At 64.1% G+C, this 17,245-nt stretch carries 20 protein-coding genes; 8 read left to right on the top strand and 12 right to left on the bottom strand.

Going from position 1 to position 17,245, the window contains the following annotated elements:
• Nucleotides 1–18: 18 nt before the first annotated feature.
• The 4 genes from priB to ppsA all read right to left on the bottom strand — a co-directional run bounded on the left by priB (nucleotide 19) and on the right by ppsA (nucleotide 3,969).
• Entirely contained in the window at nucleotides 19–321 is a 303-nt protein-coding gene (priB, locus tag E5P3_RS21550) for a primosomal replication protein N (protein ID WP_232073255.1), read from the bottom strand.
• Between the two features lie 4 nt (nucleotides 322–325).
• On the bottom strand, nucleotides 326–700 hold the full coding sequence (gene rpsF / locus E5P3_RS21555; protein WP_068683060.1) for a 30S ribosomal protein S6: 375 nt from the start codon (nucleotides 698–700) through the stop codon (nucleotides 326–328).
• 126 nt (nucleotides 701–826) lie between these two features.
• Nucleotides 827–1,357 carry a hypothetical protein gene (locus E5P3_RS21560; protein WP_162587828.1) on the bottom strand — a complete coding sequence of 177 codons (531 nt, stop codon included), beginning with the start codon at nucleotides 1,355–1,357 and terminating at the stop codon, nucleotides 827–829.
• A 218-nt stretch (nucleotides 1,358–1,575) separates the two neighbouring features.
• On the bottom strand, nucleotides 1,576–3,969 hold the full coding sequence (gene ppsA / locus E5P3_RS21565) for a phosphoenolpyruvate synthase (protein WP_162587829.1): 2,394 nt from the start codon (nucleotides 3,967–3,969) through the stop codon (nucleotides 1,576–1,578).
• Nucleotides 3,970–4,160: 191 nt separating this feature from the next.
• Here ppsA and ppsR point away from each other — a divergent pair, with 191 nt between their 5' ends.
• Entirely contained in the window at nucleotides 4,161–4,982 is an 822-nt protein-coding gene (ppsR, locus tag E5P3_RS21570; protein ID WP_068683054.1) for a posphoenolpyruvate synthetase regulatory kinase/phosphorylase PpsR, read from the top strand.
• A gap of 64 nt (nucleotides 4,983–5,046) precedes the next feature.
• On the opposite strand, the gene ahpF is transcribed toward ppsR, so the two are convergent.
• Together ahpF and ahpC are read right to left on the bottom strand one after the other, a co-directional pair.
• Nucleotides 5,047–6,636 (bottom strand): alkyl hydroperoxide reductase subunit F, encoded by a 1,590-nt coding sequence (ahpF, locus tag E5P3_RS21575; protein ID WP_162587830.1) that lies wholly within the window; start codon nucleotides 6,634–6,636, stop codon nucleotides 5,047–5,049.
• Nucleotides 6,637–6,720: 84 nt separating this feature from the next.
• Nucleotides 6,721–7,293: an alkyl hydroperoxide reductase subunit C gene (ahpC, locus tag E5P3_RS21580; protein ID WP_162581782.1), complete on the bottom strand. Its 573-nt coding sequence runs from the start codon at nucleotides 7,291–7,293 to the stop codon at nucleotides 6,721–6,723.
• Nucleotides 7,294–7,532: 239 nt separating this feature from the next.
• Here ahpC and bfr point away from each other — a divergent pair, with 239 nt between their 5' ends.
• From bfr to hemP, 6 genes are all read left to right on the top strand, one after another.
• Complete coding sequence (gene bfr, locus E5P3_RS21585; protein ID WP_162587831.1) at nucleotides 7,533–8,009, top strand: bacterioferritin; 477 nt, start codon at nucleotides 7,533–7,535, stop codon at nucleotides 8,007–8,009.
• Nucleotides 8,010–8,156: 147 nt separating this feature from the next.
• Nucleotides 8,157–8,429 carry a (2Fe-2S)-binding protein gene (locus E5P3_RS21590; RefSeq protein WP_162589786.1) on the top strand — a complete coding sequence of 91 codons (273 nt, stop codon included), beginning with the start codon at nucleotides 8,157–8,159 and terminating at the stop codon, nucleotides 8,427–8,429.
• Nucleotides 8,430–8,527: 98 nt separating this feature from the next.
• On the top strand, nucleotides 8,528–9,220 hold the full coding sequence (locus tag E5P3_RS21595; RefSeq protein WP_443083292.1) for an energy transducer TonB: 693 nt from the start codon (nucleotides 8,528–8,530) through the stop codon (nucleotides 9,218–9,220).
• A 19-nt stretch (nucleotides 9,221–9,239) separates the two neighbouring features.
• The gene (locus tag E5P3_RS21600) at nucleotides 9,240–9,953 is read left to right on the top strand and encodes a MotA/TolQ/ExbB proton channel family protein (protein ID WP_162587833.1); all 714 of its coding nucleotides are present in this window, start codon (nucleotides 9,240–9,242) and stop codon (nucleotides 9,951–9,953) included.
• Nucleotides 9,954–9,961: 8 nt separating this feature from the next.
• A complete protein-coding gene (locus E5P3_RS21605) occupies nucleotides 9,962–10,375 on the top strand; it encodes an ExbD/TolR family protein (protein WP_162587834.1) in 414 nt (137 codons plus the stop codon).
• Between the two features lie 94 nt (nucleotides 10,376–10,469).
• Nucleotides 10,470–10,682 carry a hemin uptake protein HemP gene (gene hemP, locus E5P3_RS21610; RefSeq protein ID WP_162587835.1) on the top strand — a complete coding sequence of 71 codons (213 nt, stop codon included), beginning with the start codon at nucleotides 10,470–10,472 and terminating at the stop codon, nucleotides 10,680–10,682.
• Between the two features lie 180 nt (nucleotides 10,683–10,862).
• On the opposite strand, the gene E5P3_RS21615 is transcribed toward hemP, so the two are convergent.
• Complete coding sequence (locus E5P3_RS21615) at nucleotides 10,863–11,270, bottom strand: GlcG/HbpS family heme-binding protein (RefSeq protein WP_162587836.1); 408 nt, start codon at nucleotides 11,268–11,270, stop codon at nucleotides 10,863–10,865.
• Between the two features lie 177 nt (nucleotides 11,271–11,447).
• On the opposite strand from E5P3_RS21615, the gene E5P3_RS21620 reads away from it, so the two are divergent.
• The gene (locus E5P3_RS21620) at nucleotides 11,448–12,149 is read left to right on the top strand and encodes a Bax inhibitor-1/YccA family protein (RefSeq protein WP_162587837.1); all 702 of its coding nucleotides are present in this window, start codon (nucleotides 11,448–11,450) and stop codon (nucleotides 12,147–12,149) included.
• Nucleotides 12,150–12,191: 42 nt separating this feature from the next.
• On the opposite strand, the gene rlmD is transcribed toward E5P3_RS21620, so the two are convergent.
• From rlmD to surE, 5 genes are read right to left on the bottom strand one after another with little or no spacing between them, the layout of a single operon-like run.
• Complete coding sequence (gene rlmD, locus E5P3_RS21625; protein ID WP_162587838.1) at nucleotides 12,192–13,622, bottom strand: 23S rRNA (uracil(1939)-C(5))-methyltransferase RlmD; 1,431 nt, start codon at nucleotides 13,620–13,622, stop codon at nucleotides 12,192–12,194.
• 43 nt (nucleotides 13,623–13,665) lie between these two features.
• Nucleotides 13,666–14,697, bottom strand: a complete 1,032-nt coding sequence (locus E5P3_RS21630; protein WP_162587839.1) for a sigma-70 family RNA polymerase sigma factor — start codon at nucleotides 14,695–14,697, stop codon at nucleotides 13,666–13,668.
• A gap of 8 nt (nucleotides 14,698–14,705) precedes the next feature.
• A complete protein-coding gene (locus E5P3_RS21635) occupies nucleotides 14,706–15,641 on the bottom strand; it encodes a peptidoglycan DD-metalloendopeptidase family protein (RefSeq protein WP_162587840.1) in 936 nt (311 codons plus the stop codon).
• Between the two features lie 11 nt (nucleotides 15,642–15,652).
• Entirely contained in the window at nucleotides 15,653–16,426 is a 774-nt protein-coding gene (locus E5P3_RS21640) for a protein-L-isoaspartate(D-aspartate) O-methyltransferase (protein WP_162589787.1), read from the bottom strand.
• A 2-nt stretch (nucleotides 16,427–16,428) separates the two neighbouring features.
• Nucleotides 16,429–17,193, bottom strand: coding sequence for a 5'/3'-nucleotidase SurE (gene surE, locus E5P3_RS21645; RefSeq protein ID WP_162587841.1), 765 nt, complete (start codon nucleotides 17,191–17,193; stop codon nucleotides 16,429–16,431).
• Nucleotides 17,194–17,245 lie beyond the last annotated feature (52 nt).

Consider the following 17,245-nt stretch of genomic DNA (forward strand, 5'->3'; position numbering starts at 1 on the left):
TGTGGGACCTCTCGAAAATTAATCTTGCTGAAAATCCTGGATGTGCAGCACTGGGTGCTTGCCGTTGCGCGGTGTGGCAAGGAAGCCCTGGAAACGCCAGAGACTTCCCAATGCCTGCCTCGCGAGCCGCTCGGCCACCGCGCCGAACGCAACGGCCTTGAGGGCCGCCCTGACCTGCCGGGGCTGGGCCGCTTCGGTCATCGTCGACTCGTGTTCGAGCCGCAAATCGATGGCGGGCAGGCCGGCAGGCGTGAAACGCAAGGCACCGAGCTCGGCGACGCAGGCAGTCAGCACCAGCTGATTGACTGCGGCAGTGCTCACGCCATCAGTTGTTGTTGGCGGCGTACTCGGCCTGCTGGGCCTTGCGGGCTTCTTCGCGCTCTACCGTCTTCATCATTGACGAGGGGCCGGTCTCCGCCTTCTTCTTGACGACAGTGAGGTGGCGCAGAACGGCGTCGTTGAACTTGAAGGCATGCTCCAGCTCGGCCATCACGGCCTGCTCGGCCTCGATGTTCACGCAGAGGTAGTGCGCCTTGTTGAGCTTGTTGATCTGGTAGGCCAGCTGGCGACGTCCCCAGTCCTCGACCCGATGGACCTTGCCGCCGCCGGCAGTAATCATGCCCTTGTAGCGCTCCAGCATGGCCGGAACTTGCTCGCTTTGATCCGGATGGATCAACAGAATGATTTCATAGTGACGCATGGCACTCCTTGTGGATCTTCCGTGGAAGGGATAAAGCCACCCGCAGCGTCAGTCGCAGTGTGGCAAGGCAAAGCCGGCTATTGTAGCAGGCCATCGCCGTCCTGGAGTGTTTCGGCGCGGCCGACCTCAGATGCCCAGCGCGCGATCCAGCGCCACGGCCTTGTCCGCCCCCACGGCGGCGCGGATCTTTGGCGCCAGGGCAAGCAGGTCCTCGTAGGTCGAGCTGCCTTCGACCGACAGGTTCAATCTGAAACCGCGCAAGCCGAGGCTGCCGGTGAGTTGCGTCGCAATTGGATAGGCGTCCTTGTAGCGCTGCTGGCTCGAACGCTCCAATAGGGCCACGGATGAGGCAGAGATCTCCGGCTGCGATTGCAGGGCTGGCATGTCCACGGCCTGTGTCAGAGCGGGCGCAGGAGTCAGCGGCATCGCTACCGTCCCGGCATTGGCTGCGTCGGCCGAGCCCCCCACTCGCCCGAGCAGGCCGAGCTCGACCATCTGGTCGATGTCCGCGCGTGCAATCCCCATGCCGGCCTCGAGCACCTCACTCACTGAACGCTTGCCGTCAAACAGGATGAAGGCGGAGCGCTGACGCGGTGTGAGCCGGACCGAGCGATCCTTGAACACCTGCTGGCCGGCTTCTGTCTTGACAAGAATCATGGCGTCCTCATGCGAAATCAGGGCGCTCTCAGGCTCAAAGCGGCCCTTGTCGAACAATCCCCGGGGTGACTGCCTCCCACTGGGCGCCAAGTTTGACATCAAAGAAGCATTCGCTTGCAATCCGCTTAAGCTGACAGCGAAATTACAGCCTCGAGCTGTGACGAAAGTTGTAATGCGGCGGGACAAGACCAGCCCCGCCGCGCCCTTCAACGGCCGAATCAGCGCCGCGCCAGCTGCTGCCAGGTATCGATCACGCTATCCGGATTGAGCGAGATCGACTCGATGCCCTGCTCGGCCAGCCAAGCCGCGAAGTCGGGGTGGTCGCTGGGCCCCTGTCCGCAGATGCCTACGTACTTGCCCTTTTCCTTGCACGCCTTGATCACGCGCGCCAACAGGGCCTTGACGGCGGGGTCGCGCTCGTCGAAGTCTGCCGCCAAAAGCTCCAGGCCGGAATCCCGGTCCAGTCCCAGCGTGAGCTGCGTCAGGTCGTTGGAGCCGATCGAGAAGCCATCGAAGAATTCCAGGAACTCCTCAGGCAGGATCGCGTTGCTGGGGACCTCGCACATCATGATCAGCTTGAGCTCGTTCTCGCCGCGTTTGAGGCCGTGGTCACCGAGCAATCCGGTCACGCGCGCCGCCTGGCCCAGGGTGCGGACGAAGGGCACCATGATCTGCACATTGGTCAGGCCCATCTCGCCGCGTACGCGCTTGAGCGCCTCGCATTCCATCGCGAAAGCCTCGCCGAAATCCTCGCTGAGGTAGCGTGCCGCGCCGCGGAAGCCGAGCATCGGGTTCTCTTCCTCAGGCTCGTAGCGGCTGCCGCCAATCAGCTTGCGGTATTCGTTGGACTTGAAGTCCGAGAGGCGCACGATCACCGGCTTCGGCCAGAAGGCCGCGCCGATGGTGGCGATGCCCTCGGCCACCTTGTCGACATAGAAGGCGCGCGGGGAAGCATGGCCCCGAGCGACCGATTCGACGGCCTTCTTGAGGTCGGCATCGACATTCGGGTAATCGAGGATCGCCTTGGGATGCACGCCGATGTTGTTGTTGATGATGAATTCGAGCCGCGCCAGGCCCACGCCGTGGTTCGGCAGTTGGGCGAAGTCGAACGCCAGTTGGGGGTTGCCCACGTTCATCATGAGCTTGATGTCGATCTCGGGCATCTCGCCGCGCTGGACCTCGGTCACTTCGGTCTCGAGCAGGCCGTCGTAGATGAAGCCGGTATCGCCCTCGGCGCAGCTCACCGTGACGAGCGTGCCATCCTTGAGCAGATCGGTGGCATCGCCGCAGCCGACGACCGCCGGGATGCCGAGCTCGCGCGCGATGATCGCGGCGTGGCAGGTGCGCCCGCCGCGGTTGGTGACGATGGCAGACGCACGCTTCATCACCGGCTCCCAGTTCGGGTCCGTCATGTCGGTCACCAGCACGTCACCGGGCTGGACCTTGTCCATCTCGCTGATGCTGTGCACCAAGCGCACCGGGCCGGTCCCGATTTTCTGGCCGATCGCGCGGCCCTCGGCCAGCACGGCGCCCTTGGCCAGCAGCTTGTAGCGCTGCTCGGCCTTGCCCTGCTGCTGGCTCTTCACTGTCTCCGGGCGGGCCTGCAGGATGTAAAGCAGGCCGTCGGTGCCGTCCTTGCCCCATTCGATGTCCATCGGGCGGCCGTAGTGTTCCTCGATCACCAGCGCGTACTTGGCCAACTGCTCCACCTCGGCATCGGTGAGCGAGTAGCGGTTGCGCTGCTCGGTCGGCACGTCGGTGGTCTTTACCAGCTTGCCGCTGGCGGCCTTCTCTGCGGCACTGGCGAATTCCATCTGGATGAGCTTGGAGCCGAGGTTGCGGCGGATCACTGCGCGCTTGCCCGCCTTGAGCATGGGCTTGTGCACGTAGAACTCGTCCGGGTTCACCGCGCCCTGCACCACCGTCTCGCCCAGGCCATAGCTGGAGGTGATGAAGACCACCTGGTCGAATCCAGACTCGGTGTCGATGGTGAACATCACGCCAGCGGCACCCAGGTCGCTGCGCACCATGCGTTGCACGCCGGCGGAGAGCGCCACGACATCGTGGGCGAAGCCCTTGTGGACGCGGTAGCTGATGGCACGGTCGTTATAGAGGGAGGCGAACACTTCCTTCATCTTGTGGAGCACGTCCTCGATGCCCACCACGTTGAGGAAGGTCTCCTGCTGGCCGGCGAAGGAGGCGTCGGGCAGGTCTTCCGCCGTCGCAGAGGAGCGCACGGCGAATGAGGCCTCGGGATTGCCGGCACTCAGCTTGGCGAAGGCTGCCTTGATCGCCTGCTCCAGGTCGGCGGGAAAAGGCTGGGCCTCGACCATGGCCCGTATCTCGGCCCCGGCTGCAGCCAGGGCGCGGACGTCTTCCGTATCCAGGCTCCTGAGCTTTTCGCTGATGCGGTCGGCCAAGCCATCGTGGGCCAGGAACTGCCGGAACGCGTGCGCCGTGGTGGCGAATCCGGTGGGCACGCGCACCCCTTGCGGCAACTGGGAAATCATCTCGCCGAGGCTGGCGTTCTTGCCGCCCACCGACTCGACGTCGGTCATTCTCAGGTTTTCAAACGGTACGACCAGGGCGGTCGCTTCGAAGAGTGCAGACATGGGAAAGCTCCAGAAGTTGAAACCGGGGCAACATGCAGGCGGCGCGGCGCGATCGTTCTGATTGCTCTGGGCGCAGTGGCGATGTGCATGGATGAAAGCATTGGGGCGGGAGCGGACGGCCGCATTCCCGATAATGGGCCGGATTGTAGGCGCCGAGTGGGTCGGCGCGCCGCAGGACAAGGCCGCCAAGCATGCACACACGCACCGTATTCTTCGTCTCCGACGGCACCGGCATTACCGCTGAAACCTTCGGCAACGCCGTCCTGGCCCAGTTCGAGATCAAGCCTCGCCATGTGCGGCTGCCCTTCACCGATACGGTGGACAAGGCGCACCAGGCGGTGCGGCGGATCAACCACACGGCCGAGGTGGAGGGGTTGCGGCCGATCGTCTTCACGACGCTGGCGAACATGGACGTGCTGGAGGTCATCGAGACCGGCTGCAAGGGCATGCTGCTCGACATGTTCGGCACCTTCGTGCGGCCCCTCGAGATCGAGTTGGCGATGAAGTCCAACCACCGCATCGGCCGCTTCAGCGACGTCAGCAAGAGCAAAGAATACAACGCCCGCATCCAGGCCATCGACTTCAGCCTGGCGCACGATGATGGCCAGAGCAACCGGGACCTCGAAAATGCCGACGTGATCCTGATCGGCGTCAGTCGCAGCGGCAAGACACCCACCTCGCTCTACTTGGCGATGCAGCACGGCCTGAAGGCGGCCAACTATCCGTTGATTCCCGAGGACTTCGAGCGCCGGCAGCTGCCGCCAGCGCTGATGCCGCATCGCAAGAAAATTTTCGGGCTCACGATCCAGCCCGAGCGCTTGAGCGAAATCCGCAACGAGCGACGGCCGAACTCGCGCTACGCCAGCATCGAGAACTGCAGGCACGAGGTGAGCGAGGCCGAAGCCATGATGCGCCGGGCCGGCATCCGATGGCTGTCGACCACCACCAAGTCGATCGAAGAGATCGCGACGACCATCCTGCAGGAACTGAGGCCCGAGCGGCTGACCTACTGAACGACGGACGCACCGGCCGCGCCTGCTGATGCAGGGTCGCGAGCCTCGTGCGTCGAGCCGGTTGCTAAGCCATCGCTTCGGCGGTTGCGGCTTTTTCTGCCGGCGCCGAAGTACGGATCAGGTGGTCGAAGGCACTGAGCGCTGCCTTCGCGCCGTCGCCGGCCGCGATGATGATCTGCTTGAACGGCACCGTCGTCGCATCGCCCGCCGCGAAGACGCCAGGCACCGAGGTCTGCCCCTTCGCGTCGACCACGATCTCGCCGTGCTTCGAGAGTTCGAGCGTACCCTTCAGCCAATCGGTGTTGGGCACGAGGCCGATTTGCACGAACACCCCTTCCAGCGGCACCCGGCGGGTCTCTTCCGTCACGCGGTCCTTGTAGATCAGGCCGTTGACCTTCTGCTGGTCGCCGGTGATCTCGGTGGTCCGGGCGTTCGTGATGATCTCGACGTTGGCAAGGCTCTTGAGCTTGCGCTGCAGCACCGCGTCGGCACGCAGCTGGGTGTCGTATTCGATCAGCGTGACATGCCCGACGATGCCCGCCAGATCGATCGCGGCCTCGACGCCCGAGTTGCCGCCGCCGATCACCGCAACACGCTTGCCCTTGAAGAGCGGTCCGTCGCAGTGCGGGCAATAGGCCACGCCCTTGTTCTTGTACTCCTGCTCGCCCGGCACGTTGATGTTGCGCCAACGTGCCCCAGTCGAGATCACGACCGAGCGACTCTTGAGCGAGGCACCGCTCTCGAGCTTGATCTCGATCAGGTCCTTGCCGGGCACCAGCGCCGAGGCACGCTGGAGATTCATGATGTCGACGTCGTAGTGACGCACATGCTCTTCCAGCGCCAGCGCGAAGCGGGGGCCCTCGGTTTCCTTGATCGAGATGAAGTTCTCGATGCCCAGTGTGTCGAGCACCTGGCCGCCGAAGCGCTCTGACGCAACGCCCGTTCGGATGCCCTTGCGCGCGGCGTAGACGGCCGCCGCTGCGCCGGCGGGGCCGCCACCGACGATCAGGACGTCGAAGGGGTCCTTGCCGGCGATCTTCTTCGCCTCGCGCTCGACGCCACTGGTGTCGATCTTGGCGAGAATCTCTTCCAGGCTCATGCGGCCCTGGCCGAACTCGGTGCCGTTCAGGAAGACGGTGGGGACGGCCATGACCTGGCGTTCCTTCACCTCGTCCTGGAACAGGGAGCCGTCGATCATCGTGGTCTTGATGCGCGGGTTCTGCACTGCCATCAGGTTGAGCGCCTGCACCACGTCCGGGCAGTTGTGGCAGGTGAGCGAGATATAGATCTCGAACTCGAAGTCGCCGTCCAGCGCACGGATCTGCTCAAGCACGGCCTGCTCCACCTTGGGCGGGTAGCCGCCGACCTGGAGCAGCGCCAGGATGAGCGAGGTGAACTCGTGGCCCATTGGCAGGCCGGCGAAACGGGGGCCGTGGCTCTGGCTGGGCCGGTTGATGGAGAACGAGGGCTTGCGATGGTTGTCGTCGCGGCTCTCGATGACCTTCACCAGCGACGACGACTCCGCCACGTCCTTCAGTAGCGACTGCAGGTCCATCGACGCCTTGCTGTCATCGAGCGAAGCGACGATTTCGACCGGTTGCGTGATGCGGTCGAGATAGCTTTTCAGTTGTGCTTTGGTGCCGGCGTCGAGCATGGTGAACTCACCTCTATGAAATCGGAAGACAGAAATGGAAAGGCCCGGGTGCGAATGCGCCCGGGCCTGGCGCGAACGGGCTGCTTAGATCTTGCCGACCAGGTCGAAGGAAGGCTTGAGCGTCTCGGCCCCCTCGGTCCACTTCGCCGGGCAGACTTCACCCGGATGGGCGGCGACGTACTGGGCAGCCTTCACACGACGCAGCAATTCGGCGGCGTCGCGGCCGATGCCGTTGTCGTGCACCTCGACGGTCTTGATCTTGCCCTCGGGATCGATCACGAAGGTGCCGCGATAGGCAAGGCCGGCGTCTTCGCCTTCCTCGATCAGGACCTGGAAGGCGCGTGCGAGCTGCTGGCTGGGGTCGCCGATCAAGGGGTACTTCACCTTGGCGATGGTGTCGGAGGTGTCATGCCAGGCCTTGTGGGTGAAGTGGGTGTCGGTCGACACGCCGTAGATCTCGACGCCGAGCTTCTGGAATTCGGCGTAGTGGTCGGCCAGGTCGCCGAGTTCGGTCGGGCACACGAAGGTGAAGTCGGCCGGATAGAAGACGACGACGGACCACTTGCCCTTGAAGCTCTCGTTGCTGACCGGGACAAACTTGCCATTGTGATAAGCGGTGGCCTTGAACGGGACGATTTCGGTGTTGATCAGGGACATGTACAGGTTCCTAGGTGAGACAGATGAAAAAGCGAGCCCTCAGTATAACTAATGATTCGAATAAGTTGATAGCAATGAGCTATGGAAAATATTGCGGTGCACTATGAGTCGGTGTGGCACCCGGTCAATGCGAACACCTATCAGCCTCACCCGCATGCAGACCGCTGCAACGTGGGCTCTCTTGCCTCCGCTTGCGCGCCGCTCACACAATCGATGCTTTCAAGAACAAGGAACAAACCATGAAGGGCGATCCTCAAGTCATCGACCATCTGCAGGCGCAGCTGAAGAACGAACTGACCGCGATCAATCAGTATTTCCTGCACTACCGCATGCTCAAGCACTGGGGCTTGGACAAGCTGGCCAAGAAAGAATACGAAGAATCCATCGGCGAGATGAAGCATGCAGACAAGATCATGGATCGCATCTTCATGCTGGACGGGCTGCCGAACCTGCAAGACCTGGCCAAGCTCCGTGTGGGCGAGGACGTCCCCGAAATCCTGCAGTGCGACCTGGCTTCCGAGATGGGCGCTCAGGCCACCATCAAGGACGGCATCGCCCACTGCGAGGCGGTTCGCGACTATGTCTCACGTGATCTCCTGCAAGGGATCCTGGACGACACCGAAGAGCACATCGACTTCCTCGAGACCCAGCTCGATCTGGTCGGCAAGGTCGGCCTGCAGAACTACCTTCAGTCACAGATGGGCGAGGTCCAGTAGGACAGTTCACCACCTCAATCCGGCGGGGCCCACAGGGGCCCCGCTTTTTTTTGGCCATCCCGGCCCTCATAGTTATTGCAAATGCGAGGAATTCGTATTTATAATCGTGTCTCCTACCAACAGCCAGCCAGACTGCCGCCCACCGCCATGATCGTTTGCGTATGTCGCCGAGTGTCTGACCGTGAGATCGCGCGCCACGTGCGGGCCGGGATGACTTTCGACGAAGTGCAATTCGAACTCGGCGTCGCCACCCAGTGCGGCCAATGCGAGAGCTGCGCACGCGACGTAGTCGCACAGTGCAGCGCCTCCCACCCGATCGCCGCGCTCAACCGCGAATCGGAAACGAGTTCGATCCAGCTTGCCAGCGCCATCACGGAAAGCAGGATATGGAACTCTTCTCGGCCCTCGGCATCAGCCTGATCATCGTCAGCGGCTCCGCCTGGTGGATTTTTCATAGGTAACAGCCAGCGGTTTGCCGCACCCGGCGCCTTGGACGGTGTCCGGCACATGAATGTTCGATCGTGTCTGACCGCTTCTCCCCGTCGCCTCCTTCCGTTCTGGGCCTTTCACGCAATGCGCTCATCGCAGGCAGCGTCGTTCTGTTCCATGTTGCGGCGCTCTGGGCGTTGCAGAGCGGCCTGCTGCGGCGGGCCGCCGAGGTGGTCATACCGGTGGAGATCCTGAGCGAATTCATCGAGCCGCCCAAGCCGAAGGAAGTGCCTCCTCCTCCGCCGCCACCACCACCAAAGCCTCGGATCACAAAGGCGCCGCCCCCGCCGCGGCCCCAAGCGATTCGCGAGCCCAAACCCACGCCCGCGCCGAATGCCCCCGTCGGGACGGTCCAGCCTCCCCCGCCACCGGCCCCAATTGCGCCGCCTGCGCCGCCTGCGCCGCCTGCACCGCCCCCCGCTCCGCCGGCACCTCCCGCTGTGCAACTGCCTTCCGCGGATGCGGAGTACGCGCAAAGCTGCAAGCCCAACTACCCCGCCATGAGCAGGCGCCTCGGCGAGCAGGGCAAGGTCATTGTCAAGGTCGTCGTGGGCGCGGATGGTTTGCCCAAGCAGGTCGATATTCGCAAGTCCAGCGGTTTCGACCGCCTGGATGAGGCTGCAAGAGAGGCCATGCTGAGGTGCCGCTTCTCACCCGGCAAGGTCGGCGGCGTCGCGCAAACGATGTCCTACGACGCTCCTGTCAACTTCGTACTGAACTAAATCTTCCCTTGGAGTGTTTATGGATTCCCACTTTGGCCTGATGAACGTCTGGAACCAGGGCGACTTCGTCACCCGGGCCGTAGCCCTGCTTCTGATCGGCATGTCGCTCGCGTCATGGATCGTGATCCTGATCAAGGCGCTGGACATCATCCGATACAAGCGCCTCGCCAGGCATTCGCAGGACTTCTGGCACAGCGAAGACTTTGCCACCGCGCTGAACAAGCTCGGCAAGGATGACAGCAACCCCTTCCGCGCGCTGGCGCTGGAAGGTCGCGAGGCCGCGGCGCACCATCGCAATACCAAGGCGCATCTGCACGACGCGCTCGACGTCAGCGACTGGATCACCCGCGCGCTGCGCAACGGCATCGACGAATTCACCGCACGCCTGCAGACGGGCCTTGCCATCTTGGCCTCCGTCGGCTCGACGGCGCCGTTCATCGGGTTGTTCGGCACGGTGTGGGGCATCTATCACGCCCTGATGAGCATCGGCTCGGCCGGTCAAGCCACCATCGACAAGGTGGCCGGGCCGATCGGCGAAGCACTGATCATGACAGCGCTGGGCTTGGCGGTCGCCATTCCCGCCGTGCTGGGCTACAACGCATTGGTCCGCGGCAACAAGTTCGTGCTGACCAAGCTCAACAGCTTCGCGCATGACCTGCATGCGTACTTTGTCACCGGCGCGCGGGTGCAAAGCGGCGTCGAGGCCACCGTGGTCCCGCTCAAGAAAAGTTGAGGAATACCATGGCTTTTGGTACCCAGGACGAACCCGACGAGGTAATGAACGAGATCAACATGACGCCGCTGGTCGACGTCATGCTGGTGCTCCTGATCATCTTCATCATCACTGTCCCCGTGATGAAGCATGCCGTGAACATCGATCTTCCCCGCGCCAGCAGCGAGCCGGAGCAGACCAAACCACAGAACATCCTGTTCACGGTGACGGCCGACGGCAGCTACTACTGGAACGAGCAGAAGATCGACGACAGCGAATTGAAGACGCGCCTGGCTGCCGAGGCCACCAAGGACCCGCAGCCCGAGCTGCACATCCGCGGCGACAAGGCGGTGCGCTACGAGCGCGTGGCGCAAGCCATGTCCGCGGCACGCGAAGCCGGCGTGCGCAAGATCGGCTTCATCACCGAACCCGAAGCCAAATAGCGGCAGCGTGCGAGCGGGAAAAACTTATCGCGCCGATTGACTTTTTGTTGAGAATCATTATCATTCACTCATCGTTTCGATGAAGGGAATACCGATGCAAGCCGTGCCCAACGCGTTCAATGTCCTGAGCCATCCCTCGCTCGATTATTCGGGCGGTGGCCGCGCAAGCAGCGAGCCTCCCCGGCCGGCCCCCCTCTTCGAGAGCGCGGAGCTTCTCAAGGGCGGCAAGAGCGTGGGCATCATGCACAACGGCTCGCTGTATCGGCTCCAAGCCACCAAACTCGGCAAGCTGATCCTGACGAAGTAGGTCATCAGCTCGCCCCTCGCGCAAGTTTCATCGTGGGGCGACTCGAGGAGATCTGATCTCCGAAGGGTCGTTTTTTGCTAGCCAACGGCTTCTTGCCGACTAGCCAAGCTTTTTTTCCACCTTGAACCCCTCCAAGAAAACGCCGACGCGAGGTCGGCGTTTTGCTTGGAGGCCTTGCCGTCAGAGACCGAGCGCGGCAATGCCCGCCCTGGCGATCTGTGCGTCTTCGTTGGACTTGACGCCGCTCACACCGACCGCCCCGATCACCTGGCCATCCTTGACGATCGGCACCCCGCCCTCGAGCAGGCCGTCCATGCCGGGCGCCGACAGGAAGGAAGTACGGCCGCCATTGACCATGTCTTCATACACCTTGCTCTCACGCCGCCCCATGGCTGCCGTATGGGCCTTGGCGGGCGCGATATGCGACGAGATGGCGGCGGCGCCGTCCAGTCGCTGCAGCCACAGCAGGTTGCCGGCATCGTCTGCAATGGCGATGGTCACGGCCCAGTTGTTCTTGAGCGCTTCGGCCTCGGCCGCGGCGGCGATCGCCTTGACGTCGGCGAGTTCGAGAAAAGACTTGGTCTTCATGGGTCTTGCGAATAGTGAGCAAACAGCAAGCATAGCGCCCGAACCTGCCTGATCGCCGACGAAATGCAGGATGCGCTTTAGCGCCATGCCGAGGCGGGTCTTTTCTCAGATGGATCCTTGCAGCCCCCTAGAATGGCCCCAACTGCAGCTTCGCAGCCAACATCAGGAGTTTCAGCAATGAACGACCGCGTCAACACCCTTGCCACTTCCGTCGGCTACGGCCAGGCGCTGCCGCAAGCAGAGCGGCAGCGCGTCCTGCGCAACACCTACTGGCTGCTCGCCCTGAGCCTGCTGCCTACCGTGCTGGGTGCTTGGCTAGGCGTCGCCACCGGCATCACCCGCTCCCTCAGCGGCGGCATTGGCCTGATGGTATTCCTGGGCGGTGCCTTCGCCTTCATGTTCGCCATCGAGAAGACCAAGAACTCAGCCGCCGGCGTTCCCGTGCTGCTGGGCTTTACCTTCTTCATGGGGCTGATGCTTTCGCGCCTCATCGCAATGGTGCTGGGCTTCAAGAACGGCTCCGAGCTGATCATGACTGCCTTCGGCGGCACCGCCGGCGTGTTCTTCGTAATGGCTTCACTGGCCACGGTGATCAAGCGCGACCTGTCGGGTATGGGCAAGTGGCTGTTCGTCGGTGCCTTGGTGCTGATGATCGGCGCAATCATCAACGTGTTCGTCGGCTCCAGCGCGGGCATGCTCGCAATCTCGGTCGCGGCGATCGGCATCTTCTCGGCTTTCATGCTCTATGACCTCAAGCAGATCATGGACGGAGGCGAGACCAACTACATCAGCGCCACACTGGCGCTCTACCTGGACATGTTCAACGTGTTCCAGAGCCTGCTCGCCCTGCTGGGCATCTTTGGCGGCGAGCGGGACTGATCGCCGACTCCTCCGCTGAAAAAGGGCCTTCGGGCCCTTTTTTCATGGCCGATCGAACACCGCGATCGACTCGACGTGTGCCGTGTGCGGGAACATGTTGACCACGCCCGCCAAAGTGCAGCGATAGCCCGCCTGATGGACCAGCAGGCCCGCATCGCGCGCCAGCGTCGACGGATTGCAGCTGACGTAGACGATCCGCTTGGGCGGTGTCCAGCCCTCCCTTGTCGGATCGGCCTCCTGGTGCAGATCGGCCAGCGCCTTGGCCAGCGCGAAGGCGCCCTCGCGCGGCGGATCCACCAGCCATTTGTCTGCTGCGCCGTCCGCCATCAGCATCGCGGGCGTGATCTCGAACAGGTTGCGCGCGACGAAGCGGGTCGGGGCCAGCGCCCCCCGGCCGGCCGCCGGGGCCTGGTTGCGCGCCAGGTTCTCCGTCGCCCTGGCCACCAGCGTGGCGCTGCCTTCGATGCCCAGTACTTCCCGCGCGCGGGTCGCGAGCGGGAGCGTGAAATTGCCCAGTCCGCAGAACCAGTCGATGACGCGCTCCTCCGCCTGCACATCCAGCAGGCGCAATGCACGGCTGACGAGCGCGCGATTGATATATGCGTTGACCTGCGTGAAATCGGTCGGCTTGAAGGGCATCGTGACGCCGAACTCCGGCAACCGGTAGGCGAGCACCGGCCCGTCGGATTCAAGCAGCCGAACCGTCTCTGGCCCTTTCGCCTGCAGCCACCACTGCACCCCCTCGTGCGCGGCGGCAAAGACCTTGAGCCGTGCGATATCCCCGACCGACAGGGGCTCCAGGTGGCGCAGTACCAGCGCGATCACCCCGAGCCCGGCGCCGTCAGGCGCATCGCCGCAGGCCAGCTCGATCTGCGGGCAGGTATCGCGTGCATCCATCGATCCGATGAGCTCGCGCAGCGGCATCAGCATGGCACTGACGCGCGCCGGCAGCACGGGACACACCTGCATGTCGGCGAGATAGCGGCTCTTGCGTTCGTGGAAGCCGATCAGTACTGTCCCCTTCTTGACGACATGACGCACCGACAGGCGGGCGCGATAACGGTAGTGCCAGGCTGGACCCTCGAGCGGCCGCAGCATGTTCTCAGGCCGCACCTTGCCCAGATGCCACAGGTTGTCTTCGAGCGCACGCTGCTTCACCGCCACCTGTGCCGCGGCGTCGAGGTGCTGCATCTTGCAGCCGCCACAAGCACCTGCATGCAGCCCGAAATGCGGACATCCGGGACGCACGCGCTGCGAGGATTCACGGCGAATCGCAGTCACCGTGCCCTGCTCCCAGTTGTTCTTCCTGCGCTGCACCTTGAGCTGCACTTCCTCGAAAGGCAGGGCGCCCTCGATGAACACCACCATGCCGCTGGCCTTGTGCGCCACGCCCTGTGCGTCGAGGTCGAGCGACTCGACATGCAGCCATTCATCGTGAAGCTGCGCCTCGTTCTTTTCTATCGAATCCGTCATGCATGGATTGTCTCAGGGCGGCATGCCCCCGCCCGAGGAGCGCCTATAGGAGCGCGTCACGCTGCACGCCCGCTCGTGCAAGCTGGCGGCGCATCTTGGCAAGGGCTTCGTTCTGGATCTGCCGCACGCGCTCGCGCGTGAGACCCAGGCGCACGCTCAATACTTCGAGCGTCTCCGGATCGCGGTCGTGCAGGCCGTAGCGTCCTTCCAATACCTCGCGCTCGCGCTCGCTCAACGCCAGGATCCACTGATCGAGCAGCTTCTCGACTTCATGGGTCTGGGTAATGCCCGTCGGATCACTGTGCTCGTCCTCCGAAGCGACCGTGTCTGCCAGGCTGAAGCTGTCCTCACTGCGTTCGCTGCCGGCATCGAGCGAACGCGGCGCCTCGGCCAGCGCCATCAGATCGGCCACCGCCTGCACCTCGAGGCCCAACAGCGCCGCGACGTCTTCCACCCGCACGCCGTCGGGGCGGCGGGCGATGAAGTCGGCATCGCCTTCCAGCGTGCGCCGGGCGCGCATCACCTGCTGCAGTTCGCGCACCACATGCACCGGCAGGCGAATCGCGCGCGCCTGCATCATGGCTGCGCGCTCGATCGACTGGCGGATCCACCAGGTGGCGTAGGTCGAGAAGCGAAAGCCGCGTTCGGGCTCGAACTTGTTGATCGCATGCATCAGGCCGAGGTTGCCCTCTTCGATCAGGTCCGCCAGCGGTACACCGCGGCCGAGATAGCCCTTGGCGATATTCACCACGAGCCGCAGGTTGTGCTCGATCATCGACTGCCGAGCCGAGAAGTCCCCGCTGCGCGCGGCGCAGGCCGTGCGATATTCTTCGTCGGGAGTGAACAACTCGGTGCGCCGGATCTCACGCAGGTAGAGCGTCAACGAATCGCCGCCCTCGCCGCCGATATCGAGCGACACGCCGTCACGCGAAATCTCTCGTGCAGCCTCGCTGTCAGGGCGCTCGGCCACCTCATCCGCAGGAACGGCCGGTCCGAAGGCGCTGAAGGGTGCGGCACCACCGTTGCCCGCCGCGCGCCGCACGATCTGAACGCGACGCAGGCGAGAGGTGGCCATGCATGCTCCTACCGAGCGGGCAGATAGCGCGCCGGATCGACAGGCTTGCCCTGCCGGCGGATCTCGAAGTGCAGCTTTACGCGGTCCGCGTCACTGTTGCCCATCTCGGCAATCTTCTGGCCCTTCTGCACCGACTGGTCCTCCTTCACCAGCAGCGTCCGGTTGTGGGCGTACGCGGTGAGATAGGTGTTGTTGTGCTTGAGGATGATCAGGTTGCCGTAGCCGCGCAGCCCCGCCCCGGCGTAGACGACGCGCCCATCGGCCGCGGCGAGCACCGAGTCGCCGGCCCTGCCGCCGATGTCGAGCCCTTTGTTCTTCGCCTCGTCGAAGCCCGCGATCAACGAACCCTGCGCAGGCCAGATCCAGCCCACGTCTTCGTCCCCCGAGCCCGTCGCGGCCGGTGTCGCAGGCGAGGCGGTCACGATGGACGGCGTCGGCTTGGCGGCCGCGCTCGCAGCAGCAGCGGGAGCTGGCGCGGCAGCAGCTGTTGGTCCCGGAGCGGCCGAGGGCGCGGTGGTCCGGACTGCATCAGAGGCAAGGGGTGTAGGCGTCGCTGCCGGTGTCGTGGCCGCGCCCGCAGGCGGAATCACGCGCAGCACTTGACCCACTTCGATCAGGTCGGGATTCTCGAGATTGTTCCAGCGCGCGATGTCACGCCAGTTTTGACCCGTCTCCGTGCCGATGCGGCGAATGGTGTCGCCGGGACGCACCGCGTAGTAGCCAGGCTTGCCGTAGTTCTCGATGCCCGGCAGCGGCTTGCCCGATGCATCGGTGGTGATGGGAGGTGCGCCTGGCGCGGTCGACGCAGCAGCAACTGGCGCACCGATCATCGTGCCGCGGTCTTCGACCGGAACGGGCCCGCGCTTCGCGGCACACCCCGCAATCAAGAGTGCGACCAGCAGCGTCACGCCAGCAAGCCAGCCCCGATTGCCAATACCCTGCATGTGTTCTTCCTTCAAGCAATTCCCGATTTTAGGGGGACAAAGTGAACCGCCTCAAGAACGCGGCGCTCCAGTCCGCGTGCTGTCTTGTCGATGACGACGAGGGCCTGTCCACCCGTCGACGACTGTGTCGGCGCGACGATGCGGCCACCGACGGCGAGTTGCGCAAGCCATGTCTCCGGCACCGCATCACCGCCGGCAGCGGCAATGATGCCGGCATAGGGCGCGCCCTTCGCATAACCCACCATGCCGTCGCCAAGGAGGAGGTGAACCGTGGCCAAGCGGAACGGGCGCAGATTGGCGCGAGCCCGCTCATGCAGGCCGCGCAGGCGCTCGATGCTGTAGACCTCCGTCGCGACATGGCTCAGCACGGCGGCCTGGTAGCCGCAGCCGGTACCGATCTCGAGCACGCGCCCCAGTCGCTCGCCGGGCTTGTTCGCCAAGGCGGGCGCACCGAGCAGCAACTCGATCATGCGCGCCACCACGCTGGGCTTCGAGATGGTCTGGCCCAGTCCGATCGGCAGACTCGTGTCTTCATACGCCTGGTTGACCAAGGCGCTGTCGACGAATCGATGACGCTCGACCGTGTTCATGGCACGCAGCACGCGCGCGTCGGCGACGCCCTGCGCAGCGAGCCGCTGGACCATGCGGGCGCGCACCGCCTCCGATGCCATGGATGGCGTGTGATGAACGAGCGGCTTCACAGGAACGGCCGAGGGCCGGCCGCGCGTCGCCGCCGATGCGGTGGGCGTGAGCCGCACGGGGAACCCTGGCCGTTGACTTGCCATGATCAGGAAGGCCCGCCCAGCCGTGCCACCGTCTGGCGCCACTGTTCCAGATTGGCGTGGTCGGTCAGATCGATCTGCAGCGGCGTCAGGGCGATGTGGCCGGCGGCCGTCGCATGGAAGTCGGTGCCTTCACCGCTGTCCTTCGCGCCGCCCGCGCCGGCGATCCAGTACATGGTCTCGCCGCGCGGACTGTCCTGGGTGATGACCTTCTCCGCGGCGTGACGGCGCCCCAACCTGCAGACCCTGATGGGCTTGAGCTCCTCGAAGGGCAGGTTCGGCACGTTGACGTTGAGCAGGAATGCAGGACCCCCGAGCATGCGATCGCGCTCGATCTGTTCGACCAGCCTTCGCGCCGCGCGCGCCGCCGCGTCGACATGTGCCCAGCCCTTCTCGATTTGCGAGAAGGCAATCGCCGGAATGCCGAAAAGGTACGCCTCCATGGCGGCTCCGACGGTGCCCGAATAGATGGTGTCGTCGCCCATGTTGGCGCCGTTGTTGATGCCGGACACCACGAGATCGGGCCGATAGTCGAGCAGGCCCTTGAGCGCGATATGCACGCAATCCGCCGGCGTGCCGGTCACATAGCGAAAACCGTTGTGCGCCTTGTGCACGTAGAGCGGTGCCGCGAGCGTGAGCGCATTCGACTTGGCGCTGTTGTTGTGCTCTGGCGCAACCACCTCGACTTCCGCTACATCCTTGAGCGCATCGTGCAATGCCACGATACCGGGAGCCTGGAAGCCATCGTCGTTCGAAATCAGTATCTTCATGGCTTTGGTAGTGCGCGCGATTGTAGGCGGCGGACGCGTCACGACAGGGACA

The organism is Variovorax sp. RA8, from assembly GCF_901827175.1.
Lineage (GTDB): Bacteria > Pseudomonadota > Gammaproteobacteria > Burkholderiales > Burkholderiaceae_C > Variovorax.